This is a genomic window from Virgibacillus ndiopensis, assembly GCF_900187325.1.
Taxonomy (GTDB): Bacteria; Bacillota; Bacilli; order Bacillales; family Amphibacillaceae; genus Virgibacillus_E; species Virgibacillus_E ndiopensis.
In genome coordinates this window covers 242,829-258,105 of sequence record NZ_FZMZ01000006.1, presented here as the reverse complement: position 1 = coordinate 258,105, position 15,277 = coordinate 242,829, and the positions used below count along the sequence as shown (strand labels likewise).

The 15,277-nt window shown below is 37.6% G+C and carries 16 protein-coding genes and 2 pseudogenes; 3 read left to right on the top strand and 15 right to left on the bottom strand.

The genetic code is table 11. The features are described 5' to 3' along the window. Positions 1–15: 15 nt before the first annotated feature. The 6 genes and pseudogenes from CS937_RS13980 to CS937_RS13960 all read right to left on the bottom strand — a co-directional run bounded on the left by CS937_RS13980 (position 16) and on the right by CS937_RS13960 (position 6,397). Positions 16–1,482, bottom strand: coding sequence for a serine hydrolase domain-containing protein (locus CS937_RS13980; RefSeq protein WP_099159094.1), 1,467 nt, complete (start codon positions 1,480–1,482; stop codon positions 16–18). Positions 1,483–1,625: 143 nt separating this feature from the next. Continuing rightward, positions 1,626–1,874 (bottom strand): FIMAH domain-containing protein, encoded by a 249-nt coding sequence (locus CS937_RS20015; RefSeq protein ID WP_425445481.1) that lies wholly within the window; start codon positions 1,872–1,874, stop codon positions 1,626–1,628. An 18-nt stretch (positions 1,875–1,892) separates the two neighbouring features. Beyond that, positions 1,893–3,155, bottom strand: a pseudogene (locus CS937_RS13975) (exo-beta-N-acetylmuramidase NamZ family protein); the annotation flags it as partial. Between the two features lie 77 nt (positions 3,156–3,232). Continuing rightward, on the bottom strand, positions 3,233–3,820 hold the full coding sequence (locus CS937_RS13970) for a CalY family protein (RefSeq protein WP_099159092.1): 588 nt from the start codon (positions 3,818–3,820) through the stop codon (positions 3,233–3,235). 21 nt (positions 3,821–3,841) lie between these two features. Beyond that, entirely contained in the window at positions 3,842–4,324 is a 483-nt protein-coding gene (locus tag CS937_RS13965) for a hypothetical protein (RefSeq protein ID WP_099159091.1), read from the bottom strand. An 18-nt stretch (positions 4,325–4,342) separates the two neighbouring features. Next, the gene (locus CS937_RS13960; protein ID WP_245835757.1) at positions 4,343–6,397 is read right to left on the bottom strand and encodes a glycoside hydrolase family 3 protein; all 2,055 of its coding nucleotides are present in this window, start codon (positions 6,395–6,397) and stop codon (positions 4,343–4,345) included. A 448-nt stretch (positions 6,398–6,845) separates the two neighbouring features. On the opposite strand from CS937_RS13960, the gene CS937_RS13955 reads away from it, so the two are divergent. From CS937_RS13955 to CS937_RS13945, 3 genes are all read left to right on the top strand, one after another. After that, positions 6,846–7,400: a PadR family transcriptional regulator gene (locus tag CS937_RS13955; RefSeq protein WP_099159090.1), complete on the top strand. Its 555-nt coding sequence runs from the start codon at positions 6,846–6,848 to the stop codon at positions 7,398–7,400. Between the two features lie 2 nt (positions 7,401–7,402). Then, positions 7,403–7,912: a DUF4188 domain-containing protein gene (locus tag CS937_RS13950; RefSeq protein ID WP_099159089.1), complete on the top strand. Its 510-nt coding sequence runs from the start codon at positions 7,403–7,405 to the stop codon at positions 7,910–7,912. Between the two features lie 105 nt (positions 7,913–8,017). Beyond that, positions 8,018–10,372: a penicillin acylase family protein gene (locus CS937_RS13945; RefSeq protein WP_245835756.1), complete on the top strand. Its 2,355-nt coding sequence runs from the start codon at positions 8,018–8,020 to the stop codon at positions 10,370–10,372. A 21-nt stretch (positions 10,373–10,393) separates the two neighbouring features. Here the strand turns inward: CS937_RS13945 and CS937_RS13940 are convergent, their stop codons facing one another. The 9 genes and pseudogenes from CS937_RS13940 to CS937_RS13900 all read right to left on the bottom strand — a co-directional run bounded on the left by CS937_RS13940 (position 10,394) and on the right by CS937_RS13900 (position 15,207). Further along, positions 10,394–10,891 (bottom strand): methylated-DNA--[protein]-cysteine S-methyltransferase, encoded by a 498-nt coding sequence (locus CS937_RS13940; protein WP_099159087.1) that lies wholly within the window; start codon positions 10,889–10,891, stop codon positions 10,394–10,396. Beyond that, positions 10,884–11,792 carry a DNA-3-methyladenine glycosylase 2 gene (locus CS937_RS13935; protein ID WP_099159086.1) on the bottom strand — a complete coding sequence of 303 codons (909 nt, stop codon included), beginning with the start codon at positions 11,790–11,792 and terminating at the stop codon, positions 10,884–10,886. The genes CS937_RS13940 and CS937_RS13935 overlap by 8 nt, the downstream gene beginning before the upstream one ends. 12 nt (positions 11,793–11,804) lie before the next feature. Then, entirely contained in the window at positions 11,805–12,332 is a 528-nt protein-coding gene (locus tag CS937_RS13930; protein WP_099160068.1) for a bifunctional transcriptional activator/DNA repair enzyme AdaA, read from the bottom strand. Between the two features lie 106 nt (positions 12,333–12,438). Continuing rightward, positions 12,439–12,588, bottom strand: a pseudogene (locus tag CS937_RS13925) (isocitrate lyase/phosphoenolpyruvate mutase family protein); the annotation flags it as partial. A gap of 345 nt (positions 12,589–12,933) precedes the next feature. Continuing rightward, the gene (locus CS937_RS13920) at positions 12,934–13,200 is read right to left on the bottom strand and encodes a GyrI-like domain-containing protein (protein WP_099159084.1); all 267 of its coding nucleotides are present in this window, start codon (positions 13,198–13,200) and stop codon (positions 12,934–12,936) included. After that, a complete protein-coding gene (locus CS937_RS13915; RefSeq protein ID WP_099159083.1) occupies positions 13,182–13,406 on the bottom strand; it encodes a hypothetical protein in 225 nt (74 codons plus the stop codon). Before CS937_RS13915 ends, CS937_RS13920 begins: the two co-directional genes overlap by 19 nt. A gap of 65 nt (positions 13,407–13,471) precedes the next feature. Continuing rightward, positions 13,472–14,149 carry an RNA polymerase sigma factor gene (locus CS937_RS13910; protein WP_176555839.1) on the bottom strand — a complete coding sequence of 226 codons (678 nt, stop codon included), beginning with the start codon at positions 14,147–14,149 and terminating at the stop codon, positions 13,472–13,474. A 120-nt stretch (positions 14,150–14,269) separates the two neighbouring features. After that, positions 14,270–14,761 carry a GyrI-like domain-containing protein gene (locus tag CS937_RS13905; RefSeq protein ID WP_099159081.1) on the bottom strand — a complete coding sequence of 164 codons (492 nt, stop codon included), beginning with the start codon at positions 14,759–14,761 and terminating at the stop codon, positions 14,270–14,272. A gap of 71 nt (positions 14,762–14,832) precedes the next feature. Continuing rightward, a complete protein-coding gene (locus CS937_RS13900) occupies positions 14,833–15,207 on the bottom strand; it encodes a VOC family protein (RefSeq protein WP_099159080.1) in 375 nt (124 codons plus the stop codon). Positions 15,208–15,277 lie beyond the last annotated feature (70 nt).

Below are 15,277 nucleotides of genomic sequence, written 5' to 3'. Positions count from 1 at the left end.
TTTTAATTTAACAACCTACTGCCATTTCCCTATCAAATAATCTGCATCTCTTGTGAGAGTCTTATAGATTTCATCCCTGATCAATCCGTCTTCTATTTTCTGGTTAAGCATAAGTTTAAATCCATCCATGTGTTTCAGTACTTTTTCAGGCATATTCCGTTTTTCAAACTGATTTACAGCGGTTAAATGCATCTTCAACGAATGTGCTACTTCTGGTGATAGTTCCCCCACATTCTTAAAATCTTCTACAAGAAATGCAAGCGTACGTGCACTCCAAGCATTTATCGCATCCGAAGTTTTCTGTGCAACTTCACGACGGATAGGATTTGTCGATGGCGTATTCGCTGTTGGGTGAACCCGATTCGTCAGTAATATAGCAATAGTATCCTTATTCTTGCTAACTACTATTGAAGTTCCAGTAAAACCGGTGTGTCCAATTGTAGTAGTGCTAGCCATTCCACTCATAAACCAATCCTGATTTATTTCCCAGCCTAACCCATGATCATTGCCAGGGAATTCTGGGGTATGATTTGTCGTTATTAAATCTACCGTTTCCTCTTCCAGGACACGTACATCTTGATAGATTCCCTTGTTTAACATCATTTGGGCAAAAATAGCTAAATCATCTGCATTCGAAAAAACACCCGCATGACCAGCAACACCGTCAAGGACAAGCGCATTGCCATCATGAACTACACCACGAATCATTCCTCTACCAGGTACATAGGCAGTTGCGGCTATTCGGTCAATTAAGGACGCAGGTGGATTATACAACGTATCTTCCATACCAAGAGGACCTGTAATATTCTCGGCCACATACTCATCAAGACGTTGCCCTGACCATTTTTCCACAAGCGCAGCCAAAGTAATCATATTCAAATCACTATATTCATAAGTAGTACCTGGTTCATTTTCCAATGGATAGGTTAATACAATTTCCAGTGCCTCTTCCCTGGTATCAGCCATATTATAAAGCGGAATCCAAGCTTTAAATCCGGTTGTATGTGTCATCAATTGACGTATCGTGACGTCCTCTTTACCATTCTCAGCAAATTGCGGGATATGTTCTGCTACAGGATCATCTAATTCAAATTTTCCTTCCTCATACAACTGCATGGCAGCAGTAACCGTAAAAAGCTTACTAATTGAAGCTAAGTCAAAAATAGTATCGTTTTCCATCTCCACTGGATTCTCTACCTCGTTAAATTCGGAATCTGCATAACGTAATGCATAACCATACGCTGTTTGTTTAACAATTGTGCCATTTCGCGCAATCAACGCTACAGCTCCTGGCATTACTTTATTTGCCATTGCTTCTTTAATCGATTCGTCTATGTCATTTAAGGGCTGCTGCAGCATTTGCACACTTTCAGCATCTCCAGGAGTGAGTACAACCGGATGTGCATAGCTTTTCTCTTTTTCACTGATAAAGAAAAATAAAATTATAACGAAAACAACAGTAAGAATGAATTTATTTCTCATGTTTTTCCTCCCATAATTAGAAAACCCCTTTGCATTCAAAGGGGTTAAAGGTTAAAAGCACTTGAATAAAGCCTGCTCCTTTTCAAAGGGTAGGAAATCGACAATGTAGCCGATTTCCTTATCAGAGATTCCCAATGTTACCTTTACTCCCAAATTTTAATCATGGCATCCGCCTTAGCCTGAAGCATTTCGTGAGCGTTTTTTGTAATCAATTCATTTTCTTTCTGGGAATCTATTAGCACTTTAAAACCATTCATATGCTTGATCACTTTGTCTGCTTGATTCTTTTTTTCGTACTGGTTTACAGCAGATAAATGCAGCTCAAGCGCATGTGCGGCGTTATCATCTAGGATATCTCCACTTTCTTCTAATGACGTTACGATTGTCTTTATATCTTCCGTACGAACGGTGTATAACAGATACTCTCTCCTTACATCCTTAAATGCTTGGAGATCTTCCTGCCACCTGCTTGTTATTTCATCAATAGATGCACCTTCTTCAATTTTCTCACGTACCCATCCATTTCCGATTAAATTATCAAAGAAGGAAACACCGGCACTGTTTTCTGCGCGAAATTCAAAATCATCCGGATACATATCATGAATGGTCTTAACGATCGTAAGTCCTGTCTCGATAGAGTCATAGCTTTCCCGATTGGTTACATAGATTTGAATCCCTCCAGAAAGTTCACCAGCATGCTTGGAAAACTGCGGCGTAAAGTAGGCAGCCCTGAACCGGACTCCAGGTAAGTCAGCGGCATTGAGTTGTTCAGCCAGATCCTCACCTGTAATAAATGGTGCTCCAATTAATTCAAACGGCTTCGTTGTTCCCCTACCTTCAGATACATTCGTTCCTTCAATCAAAGCAGCTCCCGGATATACAAGAGCCGTATCTAATGTTGGCATATTCGGTGATGGCAGCACCCATTCTAGTGGCGTATCGTCATAATACATGGACCGATCCCATCCATTCATTTCAATAACGTTAAGATCTGCATTAATATCAAACTCCTTATTGAATAGTAATGCCAATTCCCCAACTGTCATTCCGTGGCGTTGTGGAATTGGATAAAGTCCAACAAATGAAGAGTAATCTGGATCAAGTACTGGCCCTTGTACATTTAAACCCGAAATTGGATTTGGACGATCCAGTACAATTATTTCAATATCATTTTCAGCGGCAGCCTCCATCGCGTAGGCCATTGTGTAAATATAAGTATAGAATCGTGCCCCAACATCTTGAATGTCAAACAAAAGCACATCCACACCTTCTAACATTTCCGGTGTTGGTTTTTTCGTATCACCATACAAGCTGTAGACAGGTAAGCCCGTTCTTTCATCAATATAAAAGTCTACACCTTCACCTGCCTGTGCCCCTCCACGTACTCCATGTTCAGGACCGTAAAGTGCAACGAGATTAACACCCTCATGATTGTGTAATGTATCTACAATGCTGTTTAACCCCTGATCAACACCCGTTGGATTCGTTATCAGTCCAACATTTTTACCTTCTAATGCATTTAATTGCTCATTAAGTAAAACCTCTACACCGAGCTGAAACTGATCGTTATTGTTACTATTCTTTTTACCAGTTTCTTTTTCACTAGCTAAAATAATGGTTATTGAGGACAGCATGAAACACATAGTGAACAACACAACATACCATTTTTTCATGGTAGAGCCTCCTTATATTAATAATTAGTAGGACAAAACTAAGAGGAGGCTTGTATAACCCCTCCCCTCATAGATGATTACTTCTCTTCTCCTGCTGTTTGCTGTGCATTAAATGTCCATTCTAATTGTAGTGAATCGCCTTGGAATTGGTTCTGATCTTGACCATCGTCCACAAAATTAAACTTCACGACAAAGTCATCCAAAGAACCAGCTGGTAAACCCTTCTCACCAAAATTTGGATAAAAGATATGCTCATTGATGGCCTCTGGACTCATCTCTTTCAATTGATCCAGTGTAGTTTTATAAATAACCTCATCTAGCTTGTCCGCATTATATAAAAATTCCACTTCAATATATTTTCCAAAATCCTCTGTATTGTCACCGTTTGTATCTGTAACATCATAGTTTGTGTTCAATGTCACTTTTTCAATGTCCAATGTTCCACTATTTTGCAATTCAAAATCGCGAATTACCCAATCACCCGGTTTAAGATTTTCCACTTCAATTAATGTTGTAGGTTCAACAGCTAAATCAAGTGTTCCTGCGGCAAAGGTGTTATTGGTTGTTTCACTGGAGCTGAAAAATGCATACGTCCCCCCGCCAATCAACGATAATCCGAGCGCTGCAGACATTATTCCCATACCCAATTGCTTTTTTAAACCCATTTTATTTCCTCCTCAACATTTTTAACTCGTTTTCTTTGATTCATTATTAGTATCAGTTGGATCTGTATGGTTTGGACTTTCTTTATCTTTTTCTGTATTACCAGTTGTTTTGTCCATCTCGGATGATTGATTAGATTCCTGTACAGTATTATTATTTTGCTCAGATTGTTGCTCGTCATCATCACCTTTAGCTTTATGATGATCATCTTTATTTGCTGATCCTTCTTCAACTTCATCCTCTGAATTCTGTTGTGAATCCTTTTCTTCATTTTTCTTGGGTGATTCTTTCCCGCTCGTTTGTTTGCCATCTAAATTGCTATCACCAAAACTATTTTTCACAGTTAATGTGTCATGATAAGTTGACGTAGCGATAAAATAGGCGTTTGTTGGTGAACTAAGCCAATAAGCTAGTAAAAAGGTTAGATACGCGACAGCGAGGATTCGAAATAAAATGCTCGCATATAAACTTGTTGCTTCTCTTACCTTTTCTGACTGCCGAAGCATTCTGGATCCTCCTTTACTTTAGTTCGACCAATATTCAAGCAATCGATCAGATTCTGTTTCCAGGTAACTAAATGCTTTAGCAGATATCGCATCATTTTCCTTGTACTGCTCAAGCATTAACTTAAAGCCTTCCATATGTTTCACTACTTTTTCTGACAATTCCTTCTCTTCAAATTGGTTTACTGCAGTTAAATGAACCGTTAACATGTGTTTAGCTTTATCACTCAGGATTTCTCCCATTTCATCTAACTGTTCGATAAGCGATTGCATCCCATTTGCACTTAGAGGTGTATCAACATAATCCAGCCCATGGCCCAGTTCATATACCCCTGGAATAGTTACAGGTAATTTACCAAAAGGATTAACGTCCCCAGCAATCACCTTGGCAAGGGCTTGAACAGAAACATCGAGATAACTATACGTACTGATATAGGCATCTACTTCAGGGAATTCCATCAGATCATATGGATTGCGGAGTGCTGCAACAATGACCGGCTTTCCAGTACTCTGAATTTGTTCAACTAGTTGCTGTTGCTCTTCATTCGTATTCGCTGTATACGTTGTTACAATGACTTTATCAGCTTCTTCCGCTTTCTGGACCGCTTCATTAATCTGATCTTGTGTTGGACTTGTACCTGTTGCAAAACTGGTTGACATCAAACCTTTCTCATTCAATAGATTTGACAGTAAATCTGGCTGTGCTGCACCTGGTCCAGTCACAAGAACGTTCGCTGAATCCTGCTGTAATGGCAGTATTGAATCATTATTCTGTACGAGAGTAATGCTTTTCTCAGCAATCTCATCCGCCGCTTGCAAATGCTCGTTGGTACCAATATTCTCTATTGCATCTGGACTCGTGTATGGATCTTCAAACAATCCTTTTTCCAGTTTGGCTGATAGAATTCGATAAACTGATTCATCTAATCGTTCCTCACTAATTTCACCACTTTGTACTGCATCAAGCACACCATTATAGGCAACCTCAACATTTGGTGGATTTAATAAAATATCGACTCCCGCTTTAAACGCTTCAACAGGAACACGATCCTGCGGGTATACGTTTGCGCCGGACATACCAAGACTATCTGTAATGATCAACCCGTCATATCCCATTTCTTCCCTTAGTAAACCAGTAAGAATCGGTTTACTAAGAGTTGCCGGCAGTCCAGAATCATCAAGAGCAGGAACAACTATATGTGCCGTCATAATCGAATCAATTCCGGCATCTATTGCAGCCTGGAAAGGTTTTAAATCAATCTCATGCAGTGTTTCAAGATCATGGTCAATAATTGGTAAGCCATAGTGAGAGTCAACGGCTGTATCACCGTGACCCGGAAAATGTTTTGCGGAAGCAATGATATTCTGCTCCTGATAGCCTTTAATTTGTGCAACTCCTAATCGTGATACCAAATTAGGATCCTCACCAAGTGACCTAACACCGATAACCGGATTATCGGGATTCATATTAACATCAAGAACAGGGGCAAAATTCATATTAATTCCAAGACTACGTAATTCATTACCAAGAATACTTGCCGTGTTAGTTGCATATTCTTCAGAACCAGTAGCTCCAATTGCCATGTTTCCAGGGAAAACTGTTCCCGGACTTTTAATCCTTTGAACAATTCCACCCTCTTGGTCGGTTGAAATAAACAAAGGAATAGAATTATCTTGATCCATTGCAATATCCTGCAATCCGTTTGACAAGGCATTCACTTGGGCAGTATCAACCGGTGTGCCGATATTATCGGTCCAGTTAAAATAAATAACACCACCAACATGATAATTCTCAATTACCTCTTTAAAGTTTTTTCCGCCCCGATCCATCCGTAAATTGGTATCTTCATAATTTGCATCTGTAGGTGTTTTACCATAAACATGAACAATAAAAAGCTGACCTACCTTTTCTTCGATTGTCATGTCATCCATAATTTCGGTAATTGCATCATGATTATCATTCTCACCTTTACCATTGGCAGGTGATGAACCACCTTCATTAGCCAAGCTGAATTGCGGAAACGATAACATTAGCAAGATTATCGATAGAATTGCTAGTAAACGTCGCTGTTTCAATGGTTTTTCCTCCTTTGGAAAATAGCATTTCTCACAAGCCATTAAGCATCTTTCTTAGCTAGTACATACATCCATCATGCATATCTTTAAGTAGTAAAGCTGCTCACTCCTTTTTTGTAAAGATTTTTCATTGCTTCTGTAGGTGTCCGTAATATATGTAATCTATTCTTTTCTACCGAGAGTATAATAGTTTCTAATAAAAAATGGTGTCATATTATGTCGCACAAATCAGATAATTCAAAAAATGAATCGTTTGTCCTAACATAAACTAAAAAGAATAGGAGAAAGGGCGGGATTAGGATAGGTTCTTTGTACCAATTAACATGAAAGAAAAACCTAATCCTCTTTCTTTCCGTTTATCTCTACACAAAATAAAATCTTTTCAAAAGCTTTCTTTTGACGTATAATATATCTAAAAGATATATATCATATAGATAGGGTGGTCCTTTTGAAAAAATATAACCATACAACCTACGCAATTCTTGGAATTTTAACAACTGATTGCAAGTCTGGATATGCAATCAAGCAATTAATCGATAATAGTTTAAAACATTTCTGGAAGATAAGTTATGGACAGATTTATCCGACACTAAAGCTCATTGTGGATGAAGAATTAGCAACAGTCAGCATTTCATCGCAGGAAGGTAAGCCAGATCGAAAAGAATATTACCTTACTCAAAAAGGAGAGGAGGTCCTAAAAAATTGGCTAGAGAAGCCTATTGAGCAAGCACCTGTGGAACGAAACGAGGTTCTGCTTAAATTATTTTTTGGACGCCATCAGTCTAAAGAAAATACATTATCACAGCTGCAGGATTACAAACAAAAATTAGAGGAGCGCTATCAGACTTACAGCGGTATTGAACAGATGATTTCTACGTTCGAGCACAACAAACGGGATTCAACGTACTGGTTGATCACGTTAGACTATGGAAAGCGAGTGACAATGGCAGCCATAGAGTGGTGCGATACCACGATTAAACAAATTTCAAAAGAGGTGGAATGAGTATGGCCAAGCAAATTTATACTGGGCGTTATACGACGGAGAATGATGAAGATATTGTTGTATTTCTTATTGGGATGCGGATTAACAGAAGGTTTGCAGTGCATAAATGGCTACCTGTATTTACTGCGATGCCGCCAATGATAAAGGAGCTTTACACGAACAAAGAGGAGTTAGGCTTTTTGTCCATGGAAAACTATTTTGGTTTCAAAACCACAGTCATGATTCAATATTGGCGCCGGGCAGAGGATCTGCTAGCTTACGCGAAAGGAGAGAAACATTTAACTGCATGGAAGGATTTTAATAAGAAAGTCGGAAACAACAATGCAGTCGGAGTCTATCATGAAACCTATAATTTGAAAAAGGGAAACTACGAATCCCTATATGGAAACATGCCCCTTTACGGCCTTGGAAAAGCAATGAAGCATATCCCCATTACACCAGAACGCATATCGGCCAGAAAAAGGTTAAAAAATGGGACAGAGGGTCAGGTTCCATGTCCCAATAAGAGTTGACTGGGACAGTGGACCTGTCCCAGAAAAAGGAATTTATTAATCCTATGTCGAATTAGTTCTGTAAATAGAAAAGGGGAGATATTATTGCAAACACAGGAGGTTTTTGTGGAGACACCGAAGAAAAAAAGAAGTAAAAAGAAAATTTTACTTCTCACATTTGGAATACTGCTTTTAGTAATAACTGCCTCGGCCATTTTTGTAAACGCATACATAAATAAATCACTGGCACAGGTTGAGGGCACGATTGATCTGCCTATGCTTGAAAATGAAGTAACGGTGATAACAGATGAAAATGGTGTTCCACATATTAAAGCAGAAAATAAACATGACTTGTACATTGCACAAGGATATATTCAAGCGCAAAGTCGCATGTTCCAAATGGAGTTATCACGCAGGCAGGCTTCTGGGACGTTAAGTGAAGTTGTTGGGGAAGTTGCTATTGATCAGGATAAATATTTTCGAACGCTTGGTTTGAGACGAGCCGCGGAGGAATCATACAAAATTTATTCCGATCAAGCCAAACAAGTTTTACAATGGTTTTCCGATGGCGTAAATACATATATGAAGCAAGCAAAGGAAGATAATAGTTTGCCTATAGAGTTCAAACTAATTGGGGCAGATCCTGCAAAATGGACACCCATCGACTCACTGACAATCGGTAAATATATGGCATTTGATTTAGGTGGTCATTGGAAGCAGCAAGCATTCAATTACTTTGCACTGAATAACTTTAATAAGCAAAAAGCATATGAACTTTTTCCAAAATATCCAGAAAACAAGCCCACTATTATTGGAGAAGATGAAATAGATGTAGCGTCCAGTTTCGATCAGGCTGTCATACCTCATCCTTTTAACGGAAGCAACAATTGGGTCGTGAGTGGAGAAAAAACCAAGTCTGGCTTGCCACTTTTGGCAGATGACCCACACTTGGGACTAGCAACTCCTTCAATTTGGTATCAAATGCAGTTAAAAACACCTGAATTAACAGTTAGTGGCGTTATTTTTGCTGGAGTTCCCGGAATTATTCTCGGTCATAACGACGCAATTGCATGGGGTGTTACAAATACAGGACCCGATGTACAGCAGCTTTATCTGGAAAAAAGAAATCCAGATAATCCAGACGAATTTTTATATGAAGGCAAATGGGAAAAGGCGGTAGCAATTGATGAGCCAATTAAAGTAAAGGATGGGGAAACAATTGATTATCAGGTTGTTGAAACCCGTCATGGACCAATTATCTCTGATTTTGCAAATGAAAGTGCAAAGGAAACTGCCATGTCACTTAGATGGACAGCACTCGAACCAACGACAGAGCTTGAAGCTATATTAGAAATCAATCAGGCATCGGACTGGGATGAGTTTGAAAAAGGGTTGGAAAAATTCCTGGCGCCTGCACAAAATTTTATTTTTGCATCAAACGATGGAACAATTGCTTATAAAGCGAATGGCAACATTCCCATCTATGAAGACGATGACGATGCACTATTACCGATGGAAGGATGGGAGAAGGAGAATGATTGGAAAGGATATATTCCATTTGATGAGCTCCCTACAGTTGTTAATCCCGAAAAAGGATTTATTGCAACGGCGAATAATAAAATAGTTGGGGATGATTACCCTTATCATATTAGTAATGTATGGGCACAACCGTATCGATATGAGCGTATTGCCGAGGTTCTGGAAGCAGATGATGATTTTACAATAGAAGACATGCAGAATCTGCAAATGGATCAAACAAATTTACAAGCACGTGAATTTGTGCCGATTTTTGTGAATGCTTTAGAAGAGACAGATCTATCGACAGTTGAGCAACATGCATTAGAACTACTCAAAAATTGGAATTACGTAGATAAAGTCGATGCAGCTCAACCGCTAATTTTTCAAAATTGGTTAAACGAAATAGAGGCAATTTTATATAAAGATGAGATACCTGAAGATGTTATGGATTTATTTGGAAGTCGTGGACAAACGACAGACAATATCTTGCGGAGTGGTAATAATTCCATTTGGATTCAAGAAAATGGCGGACTAGTAAACATACTGCAGACCTCTTTAAAATATACGCTAAACCAGTTAACAGCAAAATATGGTGATGACATGTCTGCTTGGCAATGGGGGGATTACCATAAAGTACAGTTTCCTCATCCATTATCAGATGTGAGTCCAGTGCTAGCATTCTTTTTCAATAATGAAGATCCAATTCCAGTCGGAGGAAGCAGCGTTACCCCGATGGCAGCCAGTTACGATACCAAAACAGGAATTGTTGATCACGGTGCATCATGGCGATTCGTCATTGATACAAGTGACATGGATAAAGGCTACCATATTGTTGGACCAGGACAAGCGGGTCACTTTAAAAGCGATTGGTATCATGACCAAATGGACGACTGGGTTGAAGGGAATTATCATTTAACGGATATGAACAAGAGAGAAGGAAAGAAATTAAAATTAAAACCATAGGCGGGACAGGGGGAGTGGCCCCTATGTCCCACTTATCTTTCTAAAAGATCTCTCATGTTGAAGCAGCCATTCCTTCCTCCATAGACCTCCTGCATAACCAGTTAACGTTCCATTTGAGCCTATTATTCGATGACACGGAATGACAATGCTTAATTTATTTTTACCATTTGCACTGCCTACTGCTCTAATAGCTTTTTCATTCCCAATAGAAACAGCTATGTCTTTATATGAACCCATTTCTGCGTATGATATTTCCTTTAAAGCGTTCCACACCTTCTTTTGAAAATCTGTACCTTCAAATTTATATGGAAATGTAAATACTTTTCGAATACCTTTAAAATATTCATCAAGCTGCTGTTTACAATCTTCTAGAACCCCAGGAATTTCGTCCTGATAATCATCTATTTTGTTCTCTTGTTGTTCTGTGAATAGTATTGAAAAAACCGCTTCATTAGTGCCGGTTATTTCCAATACACCTATTGGAGATTGATAATATACTTTATGGATAATTTTAGTCATATAAAGACCTCCAAAGATAGAAAGTAGCGTATGCCTGCCATCCTTTCCAACCTGATGACAGTTTTTCAATTTCTTCTATTGTCGGTTTACGCTCTAAACCTAATTGGTGCTTTATGGCATTATGAAGACCAACATCTGCTATTGGTAAGGAAGCCATATTGTGTAAACATTTCATCATAACATAGTCTGTAGTCCAAGCACCTACACCTCTGTGTTTCATTAATAATTTTTGTACTTGTTGATCATCTTGCTGCTGATTTAATAGTTCTTTTGTTAATTCACCATTTTTCATAGCCTTAGCAAGCCCAATGATATATTCAGCTTTCCTACTAGTTATTTGAAGTATCCTTAAATCCTTCACGTTCAAAGATGAGATTTTTTCAAATGTGGGGAACAACCAAAAGGTATCTTCATCAAAAGTTAGATATTCCCCAAACCGTTCAACAAAACGTTTCTTTAATGTGTAAGCAAATGTTAAATTGATTTGTTGTCCTAAAATCGCCCATATAAGAGCTTCAAATAAATCTTGAATACAAATAATCCGTAAACCATAATAGTCTTGAGTGATTTTCTTCAAAATTTTATCTTTACTTACCGCTTTATAAAATTCCCCTAAATTAGTATCTAAATCAAACCACTCCCATATATACGCAGCAACTTTTTTCCGGGTAACTAAAGATGGAATTTTATTTAGAAATTCAACATTGATGGAATCTTTAATGTACCCAATTTTAAATAAAACCAATGTTCCATCCACTTTTATTAATTTATATAAATTTCTTCCTTTAATTTGATGAAGCACTTCTTGATTGGACCTGCCTAAGAATAATAAACATTCATCAAAATTGAATTCCTTATGAGGATAAATTATAAGAAAAGACTCGTGGTCACTCCAATTCATTTCAGAATCTCCTTACCTATTACGTTTTCGATATTCACTAGGTGAACAATTATTCCAGCTTCTAAACACCTTGTAAAAATTGGAGGTACTCTGAAAGCCAACCCCATAGCATATCTCAAGATTCGTTTGGCTAGTAGATCTAAGAAGATATGCTGCTTTATCGACACGTATTTTTTCTAAATAAATACGAGGGGTATCACCCGTTTCCTCTTTAAATATCCGTTCAAGGTAAAATGGACTTATACCAACTTCATCTGCTATATCTTTTAAACACAAATGATTTTTATAATGATTAACCAAGAAAGTGATGGTATCTCTTACTAACTGAATATTGGGTGAATACTCAACCTCTGGCTGACATCTTTTACATGCACGAAACCCTGCACTTTCTACTTCATTGATATCAAAATAAAATTCTACATTTTCTTTTTTTGGTTTTCTAGATCTGCAGGAAGGACGACAGTAAATTTTTGTTGTTTTCACAGCTGTAAAAAATAATCCATCATATTTATGATCACAAGCAATAATCTTTTCCCACATCTCTTCAAACGTAAAATTGATAGCAGCCACCTGTGACCCCGCCTTCCTTTCTAACTTAGTTTTCATATAAGAGTGACGTGTCCTTAAATTCTAGTACTTTCGTAAGCACTGAGTTAGCAATTCCCCAGCTGGTCGTCCCAATTGCTTTAACCCCCACTTTCTCTAGCGTAAAAGATGATAACAAATCCCATGCATTCCCTAAAAATAAAATATCCTCTGAATTATGTAGCCTATTGAATTCTTGAGTTTTCATCATCCTGCCTCCTAATCCTAATATTTGTTTAATATCATTTTATCAAGGCGACAGTAACGATTTCATCCTCATTCTTGCTGTTATGGTCTAACTAACGGGATACCAATTGTTGTTTATCTTATCATTTGTAATTTTGATTGGTTTAAGAGTAGTATCAACATCACTATTCGAGACTACACAGTTTAAGACTAACAATAAGAAATGAGCTAGGAAAACTTCCCTTAGCTCATTTTTCTTCAATTGAAGATTTAAATCTATCTATTAATTGAACTTTCCAAGGATACCGTAAATGATTAGATACGATATCCTTATATTATTTACGCAGTAACGGTTATTTTTTTAAATTAATTAATGTGCATTATAAATAAGCCTAATTGGGTTATATAACGTAGACCGAATTATTCCATCTTCTTGTTTTGTCTGATCAAACACTTCTAATGTCCAAGCATCAAAAATTCTTTCATATTCTGATGCTTCAATCGCTTGATTCATTTTTCCGTATGTCTTATGAATATCCCAAGGTATGCCATCATGTTCTATTGTCGCATATTCCTGCGCTGGTATAACGAATGAATCCATCCCATTAGGTACATTCTTTATTTCTGATACCTCCACACATTTCCAATAACCTCCTGCTCTTCCATTGCATCAACCATATGGATACCGATAAATACATTTGAGTTTACTTTATAGGAAATTTCATCTAATCGATTATGTAAGGATTCTACTATGGATGGTATCTTTTCTTGGTATTCTTCTATAGTAGAACAAACTAGCCGGATACCCACTAGTTTTGTTTCCCCTCTACTAATAATTCTCATCTCATTTACTCCTTTCATCTTTTCATTTCAAAATGATAAACATTACGAAATGGATACGCACTCTATTAATTTTTTTGAAATATCGCCAGCTTATTTCCATCAGGGTCTTGAAATTCAAAATAGTATCCATCCATATCAAATGTCCGCTTCACGGAAATTCCATTTGCCAGTAAATCATGATAAATAGAAACGATTTCCTGTGGGTTACCTAGCTTAATGGCATGAAGAAACAACTGGGTCAAGTTCTGATTATCTTTTTTCGATTTCTGCTCTTGATAATAGTTTTTCTTTAGTGTTGTTCTTGCACGATGAAGAGCTGATTTTACAGCACCTGAGGTCATATCTAGCATTACTGCAGATTCTTTGATAGAGAAAGCAAAGGCATCTATTAGTAATACGACTGAAGCCTGTCTAATCGGAAGTTTGTGTACTAATTCTTCTAATGCACTATAGAGGTCAAAATCACTTGGTGTAGTTTCTCCGTGTAGATTATCGTTATATGTATCAACATCTATACTTCGATTACGACAAATATCAATCCACGTATTCGTAGCAATTTTAAATAAGTAAGCTTTCGAATTTTTCAAGTGAATCCATCGCTCACTATTTTTTATTGCTTTCATTATTGTTTCCTGAAAAAGATCATCACCTTCCCACGGAACACCTGCAAGCTTATGGCAGTATCCTAAAAGTTGATCCTGGTATTTGATAAGTAGTTGACTACAAAGTAGTTCAGGGTTCATTGTTTTGCTTACCCCCATTCGAAAAATTCACTTTCTATATTTTTTCGCCAAACAACTAAAAATTCCTTTTTAACAAAAAGGAAGTATCAAAATTTTCCTTATGATACTTCCAAACTCTATTTACTTTATTACTGGGATCATAATTGTAAATTCCGGATCCTTATTATATGGATCCTGGCTCATCGGGTATTTTTCAAAATGGGTTAAATCATCTACATTGTTTTCCTTTAGCCCTTCTTTTTCAATCCATGTATAAATGTTGTTATAGGATTGCTCGATACTTTGTCCTGTTTTATGTTCACATGTTGCATAGGTTAACGTCGGAACACTGATACTAATCATTCCTTCAGGGATACTTTCTACTGATTCAACCTCTACAACTGCATAATGCGTAAACCCCTTTCCGTTAGGTTGAGTGTGGTAAGACAAGCCCAATAGTGTTTCAGGGTTAAGAACGTTTGAAACTTCTTCTATACGTTTATGCATCTGCTCTTGAATCTTTCGTATACCACCTGCACCTGCCTCCACAAAGGTCCCTTCCCACTTCAAACCAACAGCATGAAACGCCTTCTTTGACATCACTTTAGCCTCATTCGTTTGTTCAACAGCCATTAAAACTACACTCCCTTTATATTTTTTCACGGCGGGACAAAGGGTCAGTCCCCGTGTCCCGCTCCTAATCCCTACTCAATCACACTAAAACGATTTCCATCTGGATCGTATAATGGGAAGCCTTTCATTCCATCAAATGCATGAATATCACCAATATCCGCGCCTTTTTCTAGCAGGCTTTGATGGATTACGTGAATATCATCTGTGTGGAAATTCATGTGATGATCGACATTGTAATTATTTTTCGGAAATTCTGGCTGAACAATATCATTTGATTTAACGAGACAAAACACAACAATACCATTCCAGATTTTTAGCACATTGGCTTTTGGTGCATCCCTATGTAATACTTCAAATCCCAGCATTTTTCTATACCAATCCGTTGATTTTTCCAAATCCGTAACCGGAATAAAAATACCTATTCCACTGATTAGATCGTTTCCCATTCTTTCACTCCTTTATAATAAGTTCATTATTATAACGAGTGGTTTAGGTAAAAAGATACGATTTTTTTGA